The organism is uncultured Gimesia sp. (assembly GCF_963972345.1).
In the GTDB taxonomy this organism is placed as follows: domain Bacteria; phylum Planctomycetota; class Planctomycetia; order Planctomycetales; family Planctomycetaceae; genus Gimesia.
The window spans coordinates 52,526-73,789 of the sequence record NZ_CAXAVM010000006.1; the positions used below are offsets into that span (position 1 = coordinate 52,526).

15 protein-coding genes and 1 tRNA gene are annotated in these 21,264 nt (G+C 49.5%); 10 read left to right on the forward strand and 6 right to left on the reverse strand.

Features of this window, described 5'->3' with window-relative positions; all coding sequences use genetic code 11:
- Positions 1–52: 52 nt before the first annotated feature.
- Positions 53–1,201 (forward strand): prolyl oligopeptidase family serine peptidase, encoded by a 1,149-nt coding sequence (locus tag AACZ40_RS01860; RefSeq protein WP_291170586.1) that lies wholly within the window; start codon positions 53–55, stop codon positions 1,199–1,201.
- Between the two features lie 187 nt (positions 1,202–1,388).
- Positions 1,389–1,946, forward strand: a complete 558-nt coding sequence (locus AACZ40_RS01865) for a DUF308 domain-containing protein (RefSeq protein WP_291170588.1) — start codon at positions 1,389–1,391, stop codon at positions 1,944–1,946.
- 66 nt (positions 1,947–2,012) lie between these two features.
- Here the strand turns inward: AACZ40_RS01865 and AACZ40_RS01870 are convergent, their stop codons facing one another.
- Positions 2,013–3,224 (reverse strand): hypothetical protein, encoded by a 1,212-nt coding sequence (locus AACZ40_RS01870; protein WP_291170590.1) that lies wholly within the window; start codon positions 3,222–3,224, stop codon positions 2,013–2,015.
- Between the two features lie 940 nt (positions 3,225–4,164).
- Here AACZ40_RS01870 and AACZ40_RS01875 point away from each other — a divergent pair.
- Together AACZ40_RS01875 and AACZ40_RS01880 are read left to right on the forward strand one after the other, a co-directional pair.
- On the forward strand, positions 4,165–4,722 hold the full coding sequence (locus AACZ40_RS01875) for a hypothetical protein (RefSeq protein ID WP_291170592.1): 558 nt from the start codon (positions 4,165–4,167) through the stop codon (positions 4,720–4,722).
- A complete protein-coding gene (locus AACZ40_RS01880; RefSeq protein WP_291170593.1) occupies positions 4,712–5,440 on the forward strand; it encodes a DUF4145 domain-containing protein in 729 nt (242 codons plus the stop codon). Before AACZ40_RS01875 ends, AACZ40_RS01880 begins: the two co-directional genes overlap by 11 nt.
- Positions 5,441–5,715: 275 nt before the next feature.
- Here the strand turns inward: AACZ40_RS01880 and AACZ40_RS01885 are convergent.
- Positions 5,716–5,789: transfer RNA gene (locus AACZ40_RS01885), tRNA-Met, on the reverse strand.
- Between the two features lie 292 nt (positions 5,790–6,081).
- Between AACZ40_RS01885 and AACZ40_RS01890 the strand changes: the two genes are divergently transcribed.
- The 5 genes from AACZ40_RS01890 to AACZ40_RS01910 all read left to right on the forward strand — a co-directional run bounded on the left by AACZ40_RS01890 (position 6,082) and on the right by AACZ40_RS01910 (position 16,109).
- On the forward strand, positions 6,082–7,239 hold the full coding sequence (locus tag AACZ40_RS01890; protein ID WP_291170595.1) for a sialidase family protein: 1,158 nt from the start codon (positions 6,082–6,084) through the stop codon (positions 7,237–7,239).
- A gap of 40 nt (positions 7,240–7,279) precedes the next feature.
- A complete protein-coding gene (pepT, locus tag AACZ40_RS01895) occupies positions 7,280–8,512 on the forward strand; it encodes a peptidase T (protein WP_291170596.1) in 1,233 nt (410 codons plus the stop codon).
- Positions 8,513–8,948: 436 nt separating this feature from the next.
- Positions 8,949–10,619: a S41 family peptidase gene (locus AACZ40_RS01900; protein WP_291170598.1), complete on the forward strand. Its 1,671-nt coding sequence runs from the start codon at positions 8,949–8,951 to the stop codon at positions 10,617–10,619.
- Positions 10,616–11,515 carry a hypothetical protein gene (locus AACZ40_RS01905; RefSeq protein ID WP_291170600.1) on the forward strand — a complete coding sequence of 300 codons (900 nt, stop codon included), beginning with the start codon at positions 10,616–10,618 and terminating at the stop codon, positions 11,513–11,515. Before AACZ40_RS01900 ends, AACZ40_RS01905 begins: the two co-directional genes overlap by 4 nt.
- A gap of 202 nt (positions 11,516–11,717) precedes the next feature.
- Positions 11,718–16,109 (forward strand): protein kinase, encoded by a 4,392-nt coding sequence (locus AACZ40_RS01910; RefSeq protein WP_339672983.1) that lies wholly within the window; start codon positions 11,718–11,720, stop codon positions 16,107–16,109.
- A 115-nt stretch (positions 16,110–16,224) separates the two neighbouring features.
- On the opposite strand, the gene AACZ40_RS01915 is transcribed toward AACZ40_RS01910, so the two are convergent.
- The 4 genes from AACZ40_RS01915 to AACZ40_RS01930 form a co-directional block, all read right to left on the reverse strand.
- Positions 16,225–17,940, reverse strand: coding sequence for an ATP-binding protein (locus AACZ40_RS01915; protein ID WP_291170605.1), 1,716 nt, complete (start codon positions 17,938–17,940; stop codon positions 16,225–16,227).
- A gap of 384 nt (positions 17,941–18,324) precedes the next feature.
- A complete protein-coding gene (locus AACZ40_RS01920; protein WP_291170607.1) occupies positions 18,325–18,684 on the reverse strand; it encodes a hypothetical protein in 360 nt (119 codons plus the stop codon).
- Between the two features lie 189 nt (positions 18,685–18,873).
- Positions 18,874–19,260: a hypothetical protein gene (locus tag AACZ40_RS01925; protein ID WP_291170609.1), complete on the reverse strand. Its 387-nt coding sequence runs from the start codon at positions 19,258–19,260 to the stop codon at positions 18,874–18,876.
- Between the two features lie 116 nt (positions 19,261–19,376).
- Positions 19,377–19,988, reverse strand: coding sequence for a superoxide dismutase (locus tag AACZ40_RS01930; protein ID WP_291170611.1), 612 nt, complete (start codon positions 19,986–19,988; stop codon positions 19,377–19,379).
- 393 nt (positions 19,989–20,381) lie between these two features.
- Here AACZ40_RS01930 and AACZ40_RS01935 point away from each other — a divergent pair, with 393 nt between their 5' ends.
- Positions 20,382–21,158: a glycosyltransferase family 2 protein gene (locus AACZ40_RS01935; protein ID WP_291170613.1), complete on the forward strand. Its 777-nt coding sequence runs from the start codon at positions 20,382–20,384 to the stop codon at positions 21,156–21,158.
- The last annotated feature ends 106 nt before the right edge of the window (positions 21,159–21,264 follow it).

Consider the following 21,264-nt stretch of genomic DNA (forward strand, 5'->3'; position numbering starts at 1 on the left):
ATTTCAGTAAAAATGATCACATTCAAAATAAATCTAAGTGGAGCCAATGGAAATGAAACGCCTGAGTTATCTGGGACTGGTATATTGTTTTTCGATGGCTGTAATGCAGGGAACACTGGCAGAGACGAAATCAGGAGATACACAGCAACTCTGGAAGCAGATTGCCCCCTACTTCGAACCTGTTGATGAGTTTAAAGGTGATCTGGGGGACTATAAATCGCCGTTAAAGTTTTACGATGGTCGTCCTGTGAAAACGAAGGAAGACTGGCAGGCACGCCGTCAGGAAATTCTGAAGACCTGGCATCAGAAGATGGGAGAATGGCCTCCCGTCAATGAACACCCCAAGGTGGAGTACCTGAAACAGGAAGAACGCGGAGACATCACCCAGTACACCGTGCGTTTTGATATTGCTCCGGGGCATCCGAATACCGGTTATCTGTTAATACCCAGGGGGGCAAAACCGGATCACAGCAGGCCCGCCGTACTGGTGGTTTATTATGAACCGGAGACAGGAGTCGGCTTGAAGGGGGAGAATCGGGACTTCGCACTGCAGTTGGCGAAGCGGGGATTCGTGACGTTGTCTGTTGGTCACGATTATTCCCTGTATTATCCCAATCGGGAACAGGCTGAGATTCAGCCGCTCTCGGCGCTGGCTTATGGTGCTGCGAATGCTTTTCATGTTCTTGCAAATCGTAAAGAAGTCGACCCAGACCGGATTGGGATTGTGGGACATTCTTATGGCGGGAAATGGGCGATGTTTGCTTCCTGTCTGTATGACAGGTTCGCGTGTGCCGCCTGGTCGGACGGTGGAATTGTGTTTGATGAAAGTCGCCCCAGTGTCAACTATTGGGAACCCTGGTACCTGGGATATGCAGGCCCCGAATTTCGTAAGCGGGGTTTGCCGACGAAAGAAAATCCTCGCACCGGTCTGTACAAAGAACTCATCAAAGAGGGACACGATCTGCATGAACTGCATGCTTTGATGGCCCCCCGCCCGTTTCTGGTATCAGGGGGGGCTGAAGACCAGCCAAAACAGTGGCGGGCTTTGAACCACACTATTGCCGTGAATCGCTTTCTGGGATATGAAAACCGCGTCGCCATGACCAATCGCCCGGACCATGCCCCTAATCCACAGTCGAACGAACTGATGTACCAGTTCTTTGAGTACTGGCTCAAACAAAATCAGTTGAAATCGAAATAAGGTGATTTATGGGGAGCTGCGTTTCAGGTATAATCCGTTCAATAAACAACTTTATGAATTTTCTTCAGAAGAGATAACTTTACTACCGAGTATCTATGCAGCAGCACTACAGAAAACTCTGAGATGGTCAGGGATGGCTGTCAATGGAACAGTAAATTTTCTCTGTTAAATCGGAAGTGAGACTCACATGACACAGCCCCCTATGCCTGCCATCAAAGACTTTAAACTGACTGGAATTATTCTGTGTGTCATCGGTGTGATTTCTCTGCTCGTCCCCCTGATCGCTGGTATCACAGTTGTTTACCTGATTGGTGCATTTTTACTGCTGGGGGGGATTTTGTATGTTTTGCAGGCCATGCAGATGGGTGATGCAGCCGGGAAAATCTTTCATGTGATTCTGGGAGCACTGATCATGATCGGCGGTCTCGGACTTTTATTCCATCCATTGTATGGACTGGAATTGCTGACCTTGATTATGGCGATCTTTTTTGTTTTTGAAGGAGTCTGGAAGATCATCATGGCACTGGGAATTCGTCCTGCTAACGGCTGGAGTCGAATTCTTTTCAGTGGATTGATCTCGTTACTCTTAGGGGGACTGATCTGGGGCCAGTGGCCGGTCTCAGGAATGTGGGCAGTGGGTACACTCGTGGGCGTCGATTTTCTGCTGACCGGATTTTTCCTGATCAGTCTCGCCAATCAGTCGACAGGTGGACCCTCGGGGCCTTCCGAAACAATCGATGTCTGACACGAGACTGGTCAATGTTGTTGCCCGTTTCCGGCGCTGGAAATCGTAGCTTCTCACCTTGCTCTGTTATGGCTTGGCAGGCAATTCCGGGAGTTCGGGAACGGCAGGTGGCACAACTGGTTTGAGCACTTTCCTGTCTGTTCTTTTTTTGTCAGTAGATTCGGTTTTGTCCTGTGCTGGAAAGTTCCTGCTTCCCAACTGGGCAGTGCGATCAGGTGACATCCGGTTGCGGTAGATTACCAGGCCATCAATGGCATGATACAGGGCTGAGTAATCGACGGGTTCGTCTTTATTATTGATGATGTCATTGGCCAAAAGGGAAATTGCTTTCCGGACCCAGTCTTCATTCAGGCGGTCATCTGGAAGTGCCATCATCAGAAATTCCAGCGTATGTCCTGTTGTTTCCAGACGCTCCTGAAAATTCTCACTGGCACTTTTCTGAAAGAAATAATCATAAGAAAAAGAGCCGTCCAGGTTCTGCATGGCCTTGGCTTCTTCGATGTGTTTCTGGATTTTCTGATCTGCTTCCAGCCAGTAGCTTCGCAGGCGTTGCCCCGAATTCTGAAAAGTATTTCTGGCATAGGACAGAGCAAACAAAGCATGTGTTCCGCCGCAGGCCGATTCATTCGAAAGAGTGGCGTTCTGCATGTAAACCAGATCTTCCATGTGCCACTGTTCCCCTTTTTTGTCCTCCCAGACGGCATCGGGTCCAAGGTAATGCACCAGGCCCCATAGTGACCAGGTTACTTCTTCATTCTCCTGGATCTCTTTTTGAGCGTCAGCAACGATGTCGGCGACGGTAATGGGACCATCAGGGGTCATGAACTGATGGTCGAGCGGAACATCAGCCATAGCGAGGATCGCCAATGATTGATTTTTGTGTCCCTCAAAGGCATTTGATTTGGTATAGCGATGAGCGCGGCCGCCGAACTCGGTTTTCTGGAACCAGGGTTCATTCTCAAAAGTAGGTCCGGCTGAAATCCATTCCAGCGCATTGACTACTTTGCCATCCTTTTTGATCTCGTAATCTTTACGAAAAGCCAGCATGCCATGATAGATCTCCCAGGGAGAGTGTTTCTCTGATGCCAGATAGTGCTGACGGGCCACCTCGATCGCCTGTTCCACTTTCTGCAGAAGTTCTTCAGGGGATTCCAGATTTTCAGTTCCCGTGATTTCGGGAGCCGGACTGGCTGATCGTTCAGTATCGCTGCAACTGGAAAATAAAACACTGCTGGAGAATAGAAATACCAGTAGGGAAAGTCGGAAGGTAAAGTGCATGATTGTAAGGGTTCCAGGGGAAATTTGCATTTTAAGGGACATTGTGAGGCAGGCGTCGTTCCAAATGAGCCTCTAAGGCAGCTGTCTGCTGTGAATGTACCACGTAAAATAACAGAAGTAAATCATATATGTTGTGCAAAATGTCTATGTTGTTAAATGGGATCAGTCAAATCGTTATTACGATCGTTTGCCTGTATCCCGGTATTATCGTGGTGATTCATAGACCGGTGGGAGCGATCAGAATCGATTGAGAGAAAAGTGATTAATCTGGTGTAAAAACTCTTCTCACAGAATGCTGATCGCTATTCGCCGTCTTCCCTCCACCGTCGAAGCCAGAGTCAACACGGTAAATCATTTGAGACCGCATCAGCGAATGTGTTTCGGGCATATTCATTTCATGCTTTACTGGAGTAATACCAGTCAACATAAAAAAGAAACGCCTGAACCCTCACTACTGAGGATTCAGGCGTTGTTTAACTTGATGTGTCTGCTTATGACACGAGTAGCGGTGGAGGGATTCGAACCCCCGACACGCGGATTATGATTCCGAATTCTGAAATGCCTAACCCGTTACTTAATTAGGAGAAACAGCAAGGAGAAAATGGCCTTTACACTCCAGTTTACACAGGTGATTCGGAGCTACGATTGATAGTCGATTCGTGGATAAAATTACCCACTGAAGTACAGCAAATAATTTTACATTTAATTGGATACTTGCAAAGTCGTAATATCAAATGAGCGAGTTCCAAATTTTAATTAGGGTGTCTGGAGGACAGGATCAACATTTGCTGTCATGTCGTTTCTCCATATAGAACTCCAGATGTGGACTTGTGTACTCGCTATCGATTGATAATGTACAAAAATGTTGATAGATTTAGACAAATTTCAATTCTGTCAATCTAAAGTTTGTCAGCATTTAACACCTTGAAAGACATCACGAATGGTCAAAGCTAATATTACTTTACCTAATGGTACTGAAATTACGATTGACGGAACACCCGATGAGGTTCAAGCTTTGCTTGGACAATATGGCCGCCCCGACTCTGGAGTAGCTACACCGAAGTCGAAGAACAAGAAATCCGCCAAAAAAAAGTCAGCTGCTAAGTCTGGTTCATCCTCGGAGGTCGAGCATTCAAGTACCGTTGACATTCCGGAAATCGTCAACCTCGTCAAGAACTGCGACGAGGCGGAGGAGATTGAAACGCAGATTCTCGACCGGGCAAGCCAAGTTGATCGCGTTCTCCTAGCGTTATATATTGTCCACGAGTATCTCGACAACAGCTATAAGTTGTCATCGGGGGATATTGCAAGTGTTACTCGCGATCTTGGTAATCCAGTTTCTTCACAAAACGCATCTAGGACGCTTACTGGTTCAGCGTCTAAGTACGTTATGGCCGATGGCGTCCGTAAAAAAGGATCGAAACTCGGCTATAAGCTGTCCCGGCGTGGTGTCACTTATATGAAAGGCGTGATAGGCGGCAAATCCGATGAAAAATAGGTCTGAATTTTGTGCCGATCTCGCAGACTTAACTTTGACTCACATCGACCGGGCGGTTGCAGTACTCTGGTACTACAGGCAGTCGCAAGAATTTGAGGAGCGTGCAGCGTCTGACCTGGCTGCTGACTTGCACGAAGAAGGGTTTCCAAAACCGAATGTCACGCGGCTCCGTGAGGACCTCCGTAAAAGTCGGTATGTAGTGAAAGGGAAACGTACGGGCACGTTCCAACTCGACGTACGACATCTTGTAGCACTCGATGAGCAGTATCAAGATATGCTGGGACTTCGCCGCATTACTGTGACTGGTGCCGTACTTCCCGTTGAATCTGTCGCGGGCACGCGTGCATACTTAGAACAGATGGTATATCAAATCAACGGTGCCTATGAATCGGGGCTTTACGACGCGTCCGCAGTAATGTGTCGGCGATTAATGGAATCTCTGATTATCGAGGTGTATATAAGCAAAAAGCGGCAACATGAAATACAGAATAACGGTGTGTTCGTATTCCTAGATTCACTGGTCAAGTATATTTCAAACGACAAGAGCTTAACACTGGGCCGTAACACGCCGAAAACCATGGCTGAAGTTAAATCTGTAGGCGACACAGCCGCCCACGATCGCGTATATATCACTCGTCGAGAAGACATTGACGACTTAAAAGTACGCTACCGACGAATGATCAGTGACCTGCTTACGGCAAGCGGAATACGTAAGTAAACCACCCGGACGCTGCCGACAAATCTAAAAATTCATTCTAGGTACTGGCTGTGAGTTCCCCTTCGTCCCGCCGTCGCGTCAGCCTTCACCCTTGCCAGGTTGATACGACGGCGGAATGGAGGGGGACGGACCCTTTGTTTTGTCCCGAGCCGAAGCTTTTTGGTATCTCACGCTACCGAGACACAATTCAGGAGCCATAAAAAAAGAAACGCCTGAACCCTCACTACTGAGGATTTAGGCGTTGTTTGTCTTGATGTGTCTTCCTATGACACAAGTAGCGGTGGAGGGATTCGAACCCCCGACACGCGGATTATGATTCCGCTGCTCTAACCGACTGAGCTACACCGCCAGATTGGTTGACCTGTTGTCTTTGCCAGATGAGCTCATCCTACAAAAAAAACGTTTGCAGGAAAAGTCATTTCTCAGCGCTAACTTGCTTAGGTATCTCACTTTATAGGTGAAATATGCCCCGAGAAGTCGAAAGCTTAACAAATTCCTGTTTGATCGCAAGTCAACCGCCGCTTTCATCCTGAAATGCCCCCGAATTTCGTTGATTGAGATGCCTGTTCCGTGGCGATATACTCGATTCCCGGTTTTCCATGGAAATCTGAAGGTCCTGTGAAGTGGGGGAATTAATCAAAATGTTTTATCAGAATCGGCTCCTGATACTGTTCATCATCGTGTGTTTCATTCTCCCCTGTTATGCAGCCGAAAACTCCCACGAATCCCCTGCTCCTCTGGAGCCTGAGATTCGTACGACTGTTTTTGAGCGGGGGGAAGTCGGCTACCACTCATTCCGGATTCCTGCCTTGCTGAGCACTCCCCGGGGAACACTGCTCGCCTTTGCGGAAGGCCGCAAGCATAATTTAAAAGACAGTGGCGACATCGATCTGGTTCTCAAAAGAAGTGAGGATCAGGGAAAAACCTGGTCAGACTTAGCTGTCATCTGGAACGATGCGGAAAACACCTGCGGCAACCCCTGTCCGGTGGTGGATCAGACTACGGGTCGCATCTGGTTACCTTTAACCTGGAATCACGGCAAGGATCATGCGAATCAGATCCGAGATCAATCAGGCCACGATACACGTCGCGTTTTTATGAGTTATTCCGATGATGACGGACTCACATGGAAGCGGCCTTATGAAGTGACTGAATCCACTAAGAAACCGGAATGGACCTGGTATGCGACTGGGCCCGGCAATGGAATCCAACTGACGCGGGGAAAATATAAAGGGCGGCTGGTGATCCCCTGTGATCATAATGTAACACTCCAGGGAAGTGTCATCCGTCGGGCACATGCAATTTTTTCGGACGATCATGGCAAAAGCTGGAAGGTGAGTGAGCCGATCGGAGAAAAAACCAATGAGTGTGCTGTCGTTGAACTGGCAGATGGCCGGTTATTAATGAATATGCGGAGCTACCACGGTAAAAACCGTCGAGCGATTGCCTTTTCCGAGGATGGGGGCGCGACCTGGTCTGATGTCACACTGGATCAGGCCCTGATCGAACCGGTCTGTCAGGCCAGCCTGATCCGAGCCCGGTTTCCTGCTGCAGAGAAACCGGGGCAGATACTGTTCAGCAATCCGGCCAGTCAAAAACGGGAAAAGATGGTCGTGCGGCTCAGTGAAGATGACGGCAGAACCTGGAAAACATCACGGCTGGTAACCGCCGGATCCGCCGCGTATTCCAGTCTCGTCGAAATCGGCAGCGGAGAAATCGGTCTGCTCTATGAGCGGGATGGATATCGGACCATAGAATATGTCGCCTTTCAACTCGCTGCTTTTCAGCCGGGGCCCTGAGGAAATAATCAACTCATTTAAAATTGGAATATGAATACTTATGGATACATTACTCGATCGTTTTTTGCGTTATGTCAAAATTGATACTCAGTCAGATGAGACCAGCCCGACGTTTCCCAGTACCAAAAAACAACTCGTTCTGAGTCGGATGCTGTTTGAAGAGTGTCAGCAGCTGGGGCTGGAAGACGTGACGATCAGTGAATACGGAATTGTGATGGCGACCATACCCTCTACTGTGGGGGCGGACGTTCCCGCAATCGGGTGGGTAGCACACGTTGATACATCTCCCGAATTTTCCGGGACAGGGGTCAAACCGATTGTGCACGAAAATTATGATGGGAAAGATCTGGTGCTGCCGGGAGATCCGTCGCGCGTTTTGAGAGTGAGTGAAGAACCGCGTCTGAAACAGATGCAGGGGAAAACGGTGATTACCACGGATGGAACGACGCTCCTGGGAGCAGATGACAAATCCGGGGTGGCCGTAATGATGTCTGCAGCGGCGCAACTGATGGGAGATTCCTCAATCAAGCATGGTCCAGTACGACTCTGTTTTACCTGCGATGAAGAAATCGGTCGCGGCATTGAAAAACTGGATCTGGATGCCTTTGGTGTCTGTTGTGCTTATACTCTGGATAGCGATGGCAGTGGCCGGATTGATTCCGAAACGTTTTCTGCAGACCAGGCAATGATTGTTGTCAAAGGGGTGAATACCCATCCTTCGGTCGGGAAAGGCGTGATGGTCAATGCCAATCGTATTTTGAGTGAGCTGATTGCTCAGTTGCCTACAGAAACATTAAGTCCGGAAACCACGGAAGGGCGAGAAGGCTTTATTCACCCCTACCATATTGAAGGAAGTGTTTCCGAAGCTTCTGCCCGGCTGATCTTACGCGATTTTGAAACAGAGAAACTGACGGAATACGCTGAGCTGCTGGAGTCGCTGGCCGAGCCTCTGCGTCAGAAAAACCCCAAAGCGGAGATCACGATCAAAATCCACAAGCAGTATCGCAACATGCGAGATGGTTTACCGAAAGAACCGCGCGCTCTGGAAAAAGCGATCGAAGCGACACGTGCCGCCGGGCTTGAGCCCAATCTGAATGTGATTCGAGGAGGAACGGATGGGAGTCTGCTGACGGAAAAGGGCTTACCTACCCCCAATCTTTCGAGTGGACAGCATAATCCTCATTCACCTCTGGAATGGACGACTGTGGAAGAAATGCAGCAGGCAGTAGATGTTCTCGTCCAGCTGGCAATTCTCTGGGGCAAAGAATCTTGAGACTCCTACTGACGAGTTGAATGAATCTGAATCCTTCTCTTCAATTTTTCTGATGTGGTTCTCCCAGGTTCGGGTTATCCCGGTTAGCGGGACTGGCGAAGCTGGAGTAACACTCTGGTTCCCGCTGCGCATGATGGAATAACGAGTTAAGACTACTGGCCCCCCGCCGGCTGTGCTTCGCCTGTTCTGGTTTCCCCACGGTCATTTAAAAATGAATCGATTATGCAGGTCATAGTACATCTTCATGAAAACGATTGTTTGACCACCTGATTTTTGTGGCTTATGTTAAACATATCGGCAAGATACTTGTTTAAATAAACGCTGTGCATACTTTGTGCAGCGCGAACCGGCGATCGTTTACCTGCCTGCTTTTGATGAGCCCTGCGTGTGGCGGCCTTCAGCAACAGGATAAAACGTCGGTTATAGAGGGGGAACCATGTTTTCTACTACCAAGACGCGACTTCTTAAGAGATTACAATCGAGTCATTTGCGGGTTTGTTTACTGGTGATTCTGCTGGCAGCAGGTTTTAATTCCGCTGCCGCTGATCCGGGTGAACTTCCCATCGTCATTCCTGTCACTCAAACCCAGGCGATTGCCAAAGGGGAAGAGTTTGAACGAAATCGCCAATGGATTAAGGCGATTGAACATTATGAAGAGGCCTTGAAGGAGTGGCCTGAGAACGACAATATCAAATATGGTTTGCGTCGTGCAAAAATTCACTTTGGTATCGACCGTCGTTACATGGACGACAGCTTTTCAAAGGTGCTTCTGACTCAATCTCGGAGAGAAGCATTAATTCTGCTCGATGAAATTCTGTCTAAAATTCAATCCCACTTCGTTGATCCGCTCAGTACAACTTCCTTCGTTGCACATGGTACGGAAAGTCTGTATCTGGCACTGGCCAATGATAAGTTTATCAAGGTCCATTTGAAGGGAGTGCCCCCTGAGAAGATCCGTACGGTCCGTCGCATTCTGAGAGAAAATTACTGGAATAAATCTGTCTCCAGTCATCACGGTGCACATCAGCTGATTATCGAAGTCTGCACGTTGTCTTATCAGAATCTGGGACTGCGGGATACCGCTGTGATTTCCGAATACATGTTTGGTGGCTGTAATGCCCTGGATGATTACAGCAGCTTTCTGACTCCGGAACGTCTGGGGGATCTCTACGACAACATCGAAGGCGAGTTTGTTGGAATCGGGATCGAAATGAAAGCCGAAGTTGGTGAAGGTATGCTGCTGATCAATGTCCTGCCGGACAGTCCCGCGGAAGCGGCTGGAATTCTGTCAGGAGACCATATCGTCGGCATCGATCAGAAAGATTGCCGCAACATGACAACGGATCAGGCTGCGAATCTGTTGCGGGGAACTTCAGGCAGCCAGGTTGTGCTGGAACTGGAAAGCCCGGGCAGTAATCGGACGCGTACCGCACGTGTTACCCGAAAAGCAGTTCAAGTGAAAAGTTTCCCGATCGTTAAGATGCTGGATCAGGAAAATGGAATCGGCTATATCAAGATGACCGGTTTTCAGAAAACTTCTGCTGCAGAACTGGATGCGGCCCTGCAGAAACTTAACAGTGAAGGCATGCGGTCACTGATCTGGGATGTACGTGGAAATCCCGGGGGATTATTGTCCGCTGCTGTTGAAGTGCTGGACCGTTTTCTGGAAGAAGGAAAGCTGGTGTCTACCAAAGGTCGGGTTGCAGACCAGAACTGGAGTTATACTGCACATCGTCCCGGTACCTGGAAAATTCCACTGGTGCTACTGGTCGATGAAAACAGTGCCAGTGCCAGTGAAATTGTGGCAGGAGCATTAACCGATCATCGACGTGCAACAGTTGTGGGACGTAAAACCTATGGGAAATGGTCTGTACAGAGTATCTTCCCAATCCGGGGTTCAACCGGCTTACGTCTGACGACTGCCAAATTCTATTCGCCTCAAGGTAACACTTATGGTAAGATTGGGATCAAACCGACGATCACGGTTGAAAAAGATGAACTGCAGACTGCCATGTATGGTGCCTCGAGAGAGCAGAAGCTCGCTGCAGATTCTGATATCAAACGTGGCTTACAAATCCTGCAAAGGCAATATGCTGTAACACCATGATGGATGAACGTGCCGCCTGGCTCACACAGGGAAAAGGAACAACCCCCGCACTGCGGTGGTCATTCTCAACAGAAGCTCCTTTACTTGCGCTGGATCTGGCACGGGAAACCGGAGAAATACTGGCCGCCGATATTTCGGGCGGCCTTTATTTATTGGATCGACAGGGACAGTTTCTGCATTTGAACCGTGGCATCAAGGATGTGCAACTGGTCCACTGGAGTGATCGCGGGAAACTGGGGGCAGCGATCTATTCCGATAACAATATCTGCTGCTTTGACCGTGATTTGAACGTCTTGTGGGCGATTTCTTTTTCGGTGGAATGCCTGGCCATCACCATGGATTCCTATGGAGATTATCTGGCAGTCAGCCTGGCCAGCGGAAAGACAATTCTGATCGATTCGCAGAAGAAGAAAGTAGCCAGCTTCGAAACAGTACGTCCACTGAGCTACCTTGAATTTCAGGTCTCTGCACCAAGATTGATCGGGGCTGCGGAAAACGGGTTTCTCTGCTGTTACGATCTTGAGGGGAACTGTATCTGGACTGAAAAGCACTGGTCCAATTGTGGGGGAATTTCCCTGTCGGGAGATGGGCAGCGTTTGTACCTGGCGGGATTCAATTATGGAATATTAATGTTTGATCACGAGGGGGAATCAGCGGGGACTCTTGTTTTTGAAGGGACACCTAAAGTGCTCGCCTGTGATTTTGCGGGGAATCGGATCGTCGCTGCGACGATTGAACAGGAATTGTACTGGTTAAATCAGGAGGGGAAGCTGATCTGGGGAGGAATCATTCCCGATGAAACCATCGAGGTAGCCTGCGATCCGTTCGGCCAATGGTGTGTTTGTGGTCTGAAATCCGGACTCGTCCAATGCCTGGACTGGAGTGACTCAATTTAATCCGATTCCTGTCCGCGGGAGAGGTGCTGTTGTGATGTGCAGGCCCATTTTCTTACTGAGGAGGGGCGAAAAGAGGATGGTCTATTTTGACTCTCCCTTGCCAACAGCTTATCATATATGTTCTTCTGTCATTCGGGTTTAGGTGGTTCCAAATCAATTCTTAACAATTTCTGAAAGCGTTCGAGCTCAAGTAAGGCGTTTTTTGAATCAGTCGATTCAGACATTTCTGGGGCAGGCAATGGCCAAGCGGAATGAAAATACTCCTGAGAAAAAAAAACGCTCCTCTGCGCGCGTACCCAGACTGGAATCACTGGGTAAATATCAAATCGAAAAGGAGATCGGTGCCGGGGGAATGGGAGCCGTTTTCCTGGCCCGCGATACCACCCTGAATCGTCTGGCAGCTTTAAAAATTCTTCCGCGTGATAAAGCCGAGAACCCTGTGCTGGTGAAACGGTTCAAAGCAGAAGGACAGGCGGCTGCTCATCTGCGGCATGAGAATATTGTTTCTGTCTATGATGCCGGCGAAGAAGACGGCTATCTTTACATCGCTCTGGAGTATGTGGAAGGCACCGATCTTCATAATCTGATCAATAAACGAAACCGCATTCCTGTCCGTCGATCACTGGAAATTATTACGCAGGTGACTGAGGCTCTGGCTCATGCATATCAACAGGGAATTGTGCACCGTGACATCAAACCTGCCAATATTCTCATTCGTCTGGATGGCGTTGTAAAGCTGACCGACCTGGGACTGGCACGTTCGATTGACGACAATACTGAAACGAGCATTACCCGCGCAGGGACAACTGTCGGCACCGTGGATTACATGGCGCCTGAGCAGGCCCGTGACAGTAAGGCAGCTGATATTCGCAGCGACATCTATTCACTGGGTTGCACCTGGTATCATATGTTGACCGGCCGGGCTCCCTTTTCTGAAGGAAGCCTGACGAATAAACTCGCCGCGCATGCCACCACTCCTCCGCCCGATCCGCGGGAGCTCAATGAGCGCGTGCCCGAAGGGATTGTCGCCATCATTCATCGGATGATGGCCAAGCCACAGGCAGATCGCTACCAGACGCCCGCTGAACTTCTGGAAGACTTGAAGAATTCGAATCTGAAACGTTCGAATCTCGGAAACGATGTTCTGGAAGCCTTGGCGAACGATGAATCAGATGGAGAACAACCTGCTCTTAACTCAGATCAACTTCCGGCGGCAGGCAGCAGTGATTTCCAGATCAATCAGTTTATGCCCGATTACAATAGTTCGGCCGCTGATCATGAAGACGAATTAGCTGAGGATAATAATCGGCTCAGTACCAGTTTCGACCTGCAGCAACTGGCGGGAGAAGTCGATTTCGAATCTGACGTGACAGTACCGGGACTGAAGCGACCTGAGAAATCGGCCAAACCATCAAAGAACAAAAATCAACCGGAACGCAGGCGATCCTCCGCGAAACGCCAGGAACCGCTTGAAGAGGATGGTTCCGTCATCTCTGACTCTGCCATGAAAACGCGACAGGCTGCGCGCCCTGCGAAACAAGAGTCATCCTCACCTTCGACACCACGTAAAGGAACCAGGCCTGTAAGCCGGGAGAACAAAACTTCAGAAAAGCCGGGAGCCCGCAAGAGCCACAGGACCACTGCGCGTCCCACGAGAAAATCATCGAAAACAACAACGGTGACTTCGGCGGATGAGCCAGCGGCAGGAAGTCAGATTGCCGTTGACTACAGGCAGATTGCCATGCTGGCAGGTGGGGTCATTCTTCTGATTCTACTGCTCTGGTGGGGAATCAACGCCTTGGTCAGCGCTGGAGACGGGCCACAACAGGGGCCGGCCACTAACCCTTTTGCTACAGCAGAGCAGAATCGGCAGGAGAATTTACAAAATGAAGTGGATCAGCCGGCGAATGCAGCAGCAGTTGACCAGCCAGCTGAAGAGACTTCTCAATCAGAGATTGCTGTGACGGAAGTAAAGTCGGAAGCAGATGCATCAAAACAGAAAACCGGGTCTGCAGAATCATGGAAAAACATGCCTGGCCGGGGACAGGAAAAAGAACACTTGCCTGAATGGGGGGCAGGATTTTCTGCACTTTCAGGACCAGATGCGGGAAAGCGGATCTCTCACTTACCGGTATTTAAAGTTGTTCGCGGGAACGCCGAGAGTGATGGTGTCTGGGGTAGCTTGGATTCGGCTCTGAATGAGGTGAATTCCCGGGGCGCTGTCATTCGTCTGTATGGCCCGGGTCCCTTTTTGCTCAATTCCCATCGATTGCGTGATATTACACAGTTAATCATCATGGCGGATTCAGATCAGCAGCCGACCATTATGATGCAGGCAAAAAACAAAGATGCCAAACAGTCTGAAGTGAACCTGTTATCATTTTCATCTGGCTTACTCCGTTTTCAGGGAGTACATCTGCTGTGCGATGTGTCGGGACTGTCAGGCTCCGGCGTTTGCAATGTCCTGAATTTAGATCAAAGTGATCTTACATTCCAGGATTGCTCTTTCACACTGGCCGGGACTACGGACAGAGTACTTCGACTGGTCAATTCTACGGGAGCGCCACGTACCACAACGGGACGCGCCGCAGGAGAGTCCCGTATCTTTCTGGAAAACTCCGTGATCATGGGGCAAAATCTGGAAGCGGTGCGTGTCGATCAGCTGTATGTGGATGTCCTGCTCTCGAACTGCTTTCTCTCATCACGGGGGGCACCCTGCCTGGAATTCGGCAGCCTGGATAAGGCAATGAGCCCCGGGCTGGTTTTACAGGAACGAAAAATTCCGCGCACCGCTCGAATCTTTTCCAGTACCCTGCTCTCCGATCAGACCATCTTCGCATTAACAGGACCGCAGGAAGAAAAAAAATCGGGAAAGTCCGATCAGGAAATTCTTGCCAGTGGTGAGACGGATCTGATCGTCATCAATTCCGTTTTGATTGGAAGTCGGAAAAATAAACAGGCAGCAATGCTGACTCTCCATGACTGGCCTCAGGATAAACTGCGAAATCAGAGTGCCAGTCGATTCGATGAGATCAATGTAAAACTGGAAAACGCACTCCTCTGGGGGTGGCCGTCTTATCTCCGCTCTACGGAACAGGGAGATCCCCAAAAAGTTTTTCAAATCGATTCGCATCGAACCTGGCAGCAGAGTTGGGGAAATCATGTCGCTGCTGACATGTTTCAATCAGAGTTGCCTGCCGAACTGGAAGAATTACTGACTCCCGCCTTTATTAAACCCTTACTGGATTTTTCAAAACAGAAAAATGTCTACGCCGTATCGGCGGACGGTGTCATTGCAGGTTGTGACCCTGCACGACTTGCCTCTTTGTCAGAGAGCCAGCAGAGACGGATCAAAGCCGTGCTCGAACAGCCTGACATTGATCAGGGCATACAGAGTCAGTTTGCCAAAGCAAAAACTGAAACATTCGATATGTCTAAAGGGAATCTCAGCGAATTTCTTAACAGTCCGGCAATATCCGGTCCCACGCGGGTGAATCTCAGCGGTCAGGGAATCTGTTACATGACCCCTGTGACCCTGGAGAATAAGCAGATCCAGCTGGTGTTTCAGAACGAAAGTGCAGAGAGCCCGCAGGTGGTCGAATTAAAATTACTCCCTTCTTCCGCAAAGACACGTTCCAAATCAGGAATCGAAGCTTTCTTCAGCTTAAAAAATTCAACACTGGAAGTTTCGGGGGGGGCGTTTCGAGTTTCCCCGGAGCGAAAAGGTGTTGTGCCTCGGCATTTTGTGTCATGCCAGAACAGTCGACTGGCTCTGGATCAATGTATCCTGGCAGCGCTGTTGCTGAACGATAATCGATTTCAGTCTGCAATCTCTATTGAGCCAGGTTCCAGTGAGAAATCAAATCAGATTCTGATCGATCACTCCTTCCTGACTGTCTCAGGTTCCATACTGCAATCTGCCTCCACGCAGCTGGAACTGGAAGTCCGAAACAGTCTGCTGCTCAGCCAGCAGGATATCTTTGCGCTCCCTGCTAAACCGGGGGATTCAGCAGGAATTCATGTGTCATTAAGACAAAGTACTTTTGCCCCGCAGGGTTCCGTTTTCGCAATCAGTGAGGAAACGGGAAACAGTAGTTCTGCTGGTCAGGCGGCTGTGCAGATCATCGCTGAAGAATCCCTGTTTCTGCCTGCCCCCAGCAGTTCCGCGACACGTTCGGATTTTTCAAAAACGGCCTCGTTAATTTCAGCTTCAAAGTCCTCAACACCTCGTCAGGGGATCGAGTGGTGGGGGAATTCGAACGGCTATATGGTGGAGCGATTTAATGTGATCGATCGGGCAGGCGGCAGTTCACCAGGGGCAGAAAAGGAATTCTCAGCAGAGATGGCAAGTCTTTTTGGTGAAGAAGCCGATCTGCACGAGTTGTCGAGTCGGGGGGGAGTGATCTTCCAGGAGCAGAAACTGCCTCCGTTGGTCAAGTTGCAGCCAACTCACTTTCAACTGTTGCCCACATGCAAAGCGGCTACCTGGTCTGACATGCAGCAACCCCTGGGCGCTGATCCCGTAGTATTACAGAAGATCATTGAAGGCAGACAGAATCAGGAAAAATCAGGCCGTATCAAGCGGGCATTCTGAGAGTGGCTAGACTGTGCCCCGTTTTACTGTAGCGTCTCCAGGGGCATTCGGACCGCGTATAATAGATTGAGAGACGCTATAGTTATCTGTGACGCGCTCTAGAATTCTCTTATGGTCAGCTGGCAGCAGGCGGGTGATCTTCATCCAGTCTCGGCACAGACAGCGTGAAGCGGGACCCTTTCCCTGGTTCGCTCTCAATGCTGATTTCTCCCCCATGTTCCCGGATAATTTTCTGGCTGACTGCCAGGCCGATGCCAGTTCCTCTGGCTCCCTTGGTGGATTCAAACAGATTGAATATTTTATTGATCTGATCCTGGGGAATGCCGGGGCCGTTGTCTGAGACCATGATCAGAATCTGGTCTGCTTTTTTCAGATAGGTGGTTTCGAGCAGTACCATACCATTATCAGCCCCTTCTACGGCATCAATGGCATTGATCACAATATTTAATATCGCACGATGAATCCCTTCGTGATCATAAACGGATTCCGGCAGGTCTTCGGCTGGTTCGCATTTAAGCTGTACGCCACATTCCTCAGCACGTGCCTGCATTAATTCGAAAACATCATTGAGTGGGGTGTTGATCGAACCGGGTTCCAGGGCCGGTTTTCGCTCAGTACTGAAAGTGAGCATGTCCATGACCAGGTGATAGATCTTATTCTGATTCTTCTCAACAATGTTCCAGCCTTTGCGAACCAGATCTTCTTCAGACTTGTTAAGTCCCATATCGATCAGATAGCTGCCGCCCCGAACTCCCTGTAGAATATTTTTGATGTGGTGGCTCAAGGTGGCGATGGTCTGTCCCATGGCTGCAAAGCGTTCTGCCTTCAACATGGCATTCTGGAAGCGATAGTTTTCGATGGCCAGTGCAGACTGCCTGCCGATTGCCACCAGCAGACGTAGATGTTCTTCGCTGAATTTTTCGACGGCCCCATTTTTCAACAGCATTTCGGGATGTGAAGTGGTCGTGTCGACATAAATGACCCCCATCAGTTCATGCCGCCCCTGCATCGGGACACACATTGCCTCACGAATGCCTGCCTGCAGGATGCTGCGCCCCCCTTCAAATCTCTGGTCGCGTTGTGCATCGGAAGTACGAACCCCTTGTTTTTTATTGAGCACATAATCCACGATACTGTGTGAAACCGGCATCCGGGTTCCCGACTTTTTCTCTTCGCGACTGCTGTAGATCTGCGGCAGGATTTCACCCGTATGAGGATCTGTGATCAGCATACAGCCCCGGTCTGCGCCCACGGTGTTGATCGTCAGGTCAAGAATACGTTTCAGGAGCTCTTCCTGGGAAATCGTCGGGCTGACGGATGCCTCGGCGACCCGATACAGAGCCTGCAGGTCGTTTTGAATTTCGTGCTGCTGTACAACACCGGAAACGTCGGCTGTGTCGAGCACGACGGAATCGAACCGGTGGTTGACCTCATGTGTGATGCTGGACTGGTTGGAATCCTCATTGCTGATGAGGTCAACCCGCTCTGCCATATAGCGGGAATCTTCATCCAGTGACTGACTGGAGAAAAGCAGCAGGCTGCGACCAATCTGGATATGGTCGCCATTATTCAGTTTGGATGACTGAATCTGAGTCCCGTTGAGCATGGTCCCGTTTGAACTGTTCTGATCGGTAATGTAGTAGGAACCATTTTTAAAAGAGATCAGGGCATGCTGGCGCGAGGCTTCGGTGTCCAGGATGCGAATTTCATTACGGACTCCCCGCCCTACCCCGGCTGGATCAGTGCCAAGTTTAAAGCGAGTACCCAGATCGACGCCCTGGATTACCAGTAACGTCGCCTTGGACACCTCATTTTCGATTAGCCTTTTCATTATATTGTTTCCCAGTCATAGACTGGATCCCCCCGCAGATGAGGGTTTCTCTGTCTGCTGAAATCCGTTGAGCCTGCTGTAGCTGATAAACGGTTATACTGATAACGTTGCCGGTTTGCTCCTGAATTCATACGAAAAACATGGGGTTTGTCGTGAAATCTGAATGCAAGACGTGCAAATATTCAGGGAGATCAGCTTATAATCAGCTGCCATGTCCAGAACAACCGCAGGCAGGCTGAAGTTGGTCAACCCACCAGATGCACTTGAGGCGATACAATTTACGTTCGATGCATCGACTCTGCATAGAATCATACCGCAGGCAGGAGTCCTGTTCAAATCCCATCTGTAGATTCAGAGTTGATCCCGCTTAGAATTACCGTGGCATCACTCTGTAGAGGTGGACTGCTGCAGCAGACTTTCGATAGAGTCAATCAGTTCTGCATATTGAAAAGGCTGCATCAGGAAGCGGGTCGTCTGACCAGCGGTGGCACTTTTAGGTTTTCTGACTGAACCTATGACAACTTTGGGAACCTGGTTCCAGCCGGGCTGGGAAGCCTGGGACTCGTTGAGATCATCATCATGGACGACGACAATATTGGGGATTTCGCTGGTGGAATTCAGGTCAGTTGCATTCCGTTGGCGCACCCGGTCGACACTGCATCCCCGGGGTTCCAGAATCGCTTTGAGAACTTCTTCTGTTTCATTTAAACCATCAAAAACGACAACACGCTGACCATTTACCACTGTTTGGGTTCCTTCCCATGTGCACTGTGTCCTATGAAGACTTCAAGCAGAGAAATCCTCATTCCAGCAGACGGGAAAGATAGCTCGTTCTAATAGTTGTGTCAAAATCAGAAGCGGGAGCTGCATTTCAGTATTTTGAAATATGTAAACTTTACAATGCGATTGTCGGCAGCGGTCAACAAAACGGGCTTACCAGTTTCCAGGAGCGGAGAAATTCTGGTTATAGAATGGTTCCTGATTAATATAATTGTCGGTCCGTTTCAGGCTGTCCAACTGCAGCTGTTTGCGTTCGTTGCTCAGATCCTCGTCTGAAATGCGGTCTCTGATTTCAGCCAGTGGCGCAACGTACTTGGGCTGTTTTACCTTTACATCGGTCGGGTAAAAGACGCCGGGATCCTTGACTTTCGCTCCGGACGAAGCATCTGAAAGCGCCGCGTAGGCAGTTTCAGGATAAATTCGCTGGTGGTAAGTGCTGCTGAAACCAGCGGGCTGGTGATAATCGGGGATGGTGCGACAGCCAGTCTGTGTGCCGGCGAGGACAGCCAGAACGACAAAAAAGCAGCTGCGGTTTGACATAAAAGTAGCTCCCGATATAAAAAGCGGCCTTCAAAACAGGAAGGCCGCTTTCTTTTTATCGGTAGTTAAACTGTTTTTTGTCGAATCAAAATTCAGTTAAAAGCACTTTCAGGAGCTTAACTTTTTGCTGCGGCATAGCGTTTGGCAACTTCATCCCAGTTAATGACATTGAAGAAAGCTGAGATATAGTCAGGACGCCGGTTCTGGTAGTTTAGGTAGTATGCGTGTTCCCAGACATCGAGGCCCAGAATCGGAGTGTGACCTTCTGAGAGTGGAGTGTCCTGGTTGGGCGTGCTTTCGACGACCAGTTTTCCGCCATCGACGGACAACCAGGCCCAGCCACTTCCAAACCGGGTGGCAGCAGCATTGGAAAACTGTTCTTTGAAGGAATCCAGACTGCCAAAGGTGGAGTCGATGTCAGCAGCGAGGTCACCGCTGGGAGCACCGCCACCGTTGGGAGACATTACGGTCCAGAACAGGCTGTGGTTTGCATGTCCGCCACCATTATTACGGATTGCACCACGGATGTCTTCGGGAACAGCACTCAGGTCACTCATCAGGTCCTCGATTGACTTGGCAGCCAGATCGCTATGGCCTTCCAGTGCAGCATTGGCTTTTGAAATATAAGCCTGGTGATGCTTGGTGTGATGAATTTCCATCGTCTTTGCATCGATGTGTGGTTCCAGCGCGTCGTAAGCATAAGGTAGATCGGGAAGCGAATAAGACATTCGAGTACTCCTTTAATTTTCGTGTAATTAGTCTAAGTTGTTGGTGACTTTACGTATATTGCCTGATGTGTCGAACTCATTGAAATGAGGACGGTCTAGAGTGCAACACATTTCATCATGGCATCTCTCAGTCGATTATTGTCAGACCAGAAGGCCTGGGAGACGTACCAGTAAAAACGGGACACAGTCTAAGCCTGTGCAAATACGTCCTCTATCCCCATTGTAGAAGATTAAACCATTCTCACAACCAACTGGCTAAGAACTTTTCACATAGTTGTCAGCCGGCCCTGCACTTCTGGCAGGTGGCATAGTTGACCTTAGCAGGTTGGGGTCTACAATGAGACCGTGCTGTCAATTTCGATAGAAAACTCCTGATTTTCAAGGATCTGTGTTATGAACCGGAAAGCTCTGATCGCTTTGCCTGTTTTCAATGAAGAACGCCATGTGGTAGATGTGCTGACCGAAGTCAAAAAGTACGCAGAAGCGATTCTGGTTGTCAATGACGGTTCATCGGATGGGACGGCTGAGATCCTGAAAGGTGTCGCTGGAATTACCGTCATCACCCATCCGGAAAACAAGGGATACGGAGCCGCCCTGAAGAGTGCCTTCGATTTCGCGATTGAACATCAGGATGAGTATGATGTGCTGGTGACGATTGACTGTGATGGCCAGCACGAACCCGGCTTGCTGCCTGGTCTGGTTCAGCAGATGCGCGATCACTTTGAAACCGACCCAATCGATATCCTTTCCGGGAGTCGCTACCTGAAAGCCTTTAATGGTGACAGCATTCCTCCGGAAGATCGTCGTCAGATCAATGTCGCAGTGACCAATCGAATCAACGAGCAACTGGGTTTCCAGATTACAGATGCGTTTTGTGGATTGAAAGCCTATCGCGTTGAAGCCCTGTCCCTGTTTAATGTGACCGACCTGGGATATGCGATGCCTCTGCAACTCTGGGTGCAGGCAGCAGCACACGCGATGAAAATTGTCGAATTTGCCGTTCCGCTGGTTTACCTGGAAGAGGAACGCAGTTTTGGTGGCTCACTCGATGATGCGATCAGGCGGAAAGCATATTACGATGAAGTTCTTGATCGAGAAATGCAGGCCGCAGGCATGACCTGCTGTGCCTCAGAGAATTGTAACGATCGTACCGATTCTTTCAGTGAGTGAATCAGAAGACGCTGTTTGTAAGGGGGAAGTGGGACTGCATCAGCCACTTTCCACTTGAAATCAAATCAAAAGGACTCGACATTCAGTGAGAGACTAGTCAAACTAA

Excerpts from the sequence above, each read along its gene's own strand:
- AACZ40_RS01860 (WP_291170586.1), top strand. The coding sequence starts at position 53 with ATGAAACGCCTGAGTTATCTGGGACTGGTATATTGTTTTTCGATGGCT.
- AACZ40_RS01865 (WP_291170588.1), top strand. The coding sequence starts at position 1,389 with ATGACACAGCCCCCTATGCCTGCCATCAAAGACTTTAAACTGACTGGA.
- AACZ40_RS01870 (WP_291170590.1), bottom strand. The coding sequence starts at position 3,224 with ATGCACTTTACCTTCCGACTTTCCCTACTGGTATTTCTATTCTCCAGC.
- AACZ40_RS01875 (WP_291170592.1), top strand. The coding sequence starts at position 4,165 with ATGGTCAAAGCTAATATTACTTTACCTAATGGTACTGAAATTACGATT.
- AACZ40_RS01880 (WP_291170593.1), top strand. The coding sequence starts at position 4,712 with ATGAAAAATAGGTCTGAATTTTGTGCCGATCTCGCAGACTTAACTTTG.
- AACZ40_RS01890 (WP_291170595.1), top strand. The coding sequence starts at position 6,082 with ATGTTTTATCAGAATCGGCTCCTGATACTGTTCATCATCGTGTGTTTC.
- pepT (WP_291170596.1), top strand. The coding sequence starts at position 7,280 with ATGGATACATTACTCGATCGTTTTTTGCGTTATGTCAAAATTGATACT.
- AACZ40_RS01900 (WP_291170598.1), top strand. The coding sequence starts at position 8,949 with ATGTTTTCTACTACCAAGACGCGACTTCTTAAGAGATTACAATCGAGT.
- AACZ40_RS01905 (WP_291170600.1), top strand. The coding sequence starts at position 10,616 with ATGATGGATGAACGTGCCGCCTGGCTCACACAGGGAAAAGGAACAACC.
- AACZ40_RS01915 (WP_291170605.1), bottom strand. The coding sequence starts at position 17,940 with ATGAAAAGGCTAATCGAAAATGAGGTGTCCAAGGCGACGTTACTGGTA.
- AACZ40_RS01925 (WP_291170609.1), bottom strand. The coding sequence starts at position 19,260 with ATGTCAAACCGCAGCTGCTTTTTTGTCGTTCTGGCTGTCCTCGCCGGC.
- AACZ40_RS01930 (WP_291170611.1), bottom strand. The coding sequence starts at position 19,988 with ATGTCTTATTCGCTTCCCGATCTACCTTATGCTTACGACGCGCTGGAA.
- AACZ40_RS01935 (WP_291170613.1), top strand. The coding sequence starts at position 20,382 with ATGAACCGGAAAGCTCTGATCGCTTTGCCTGTTTTCAATGAAGAACGC.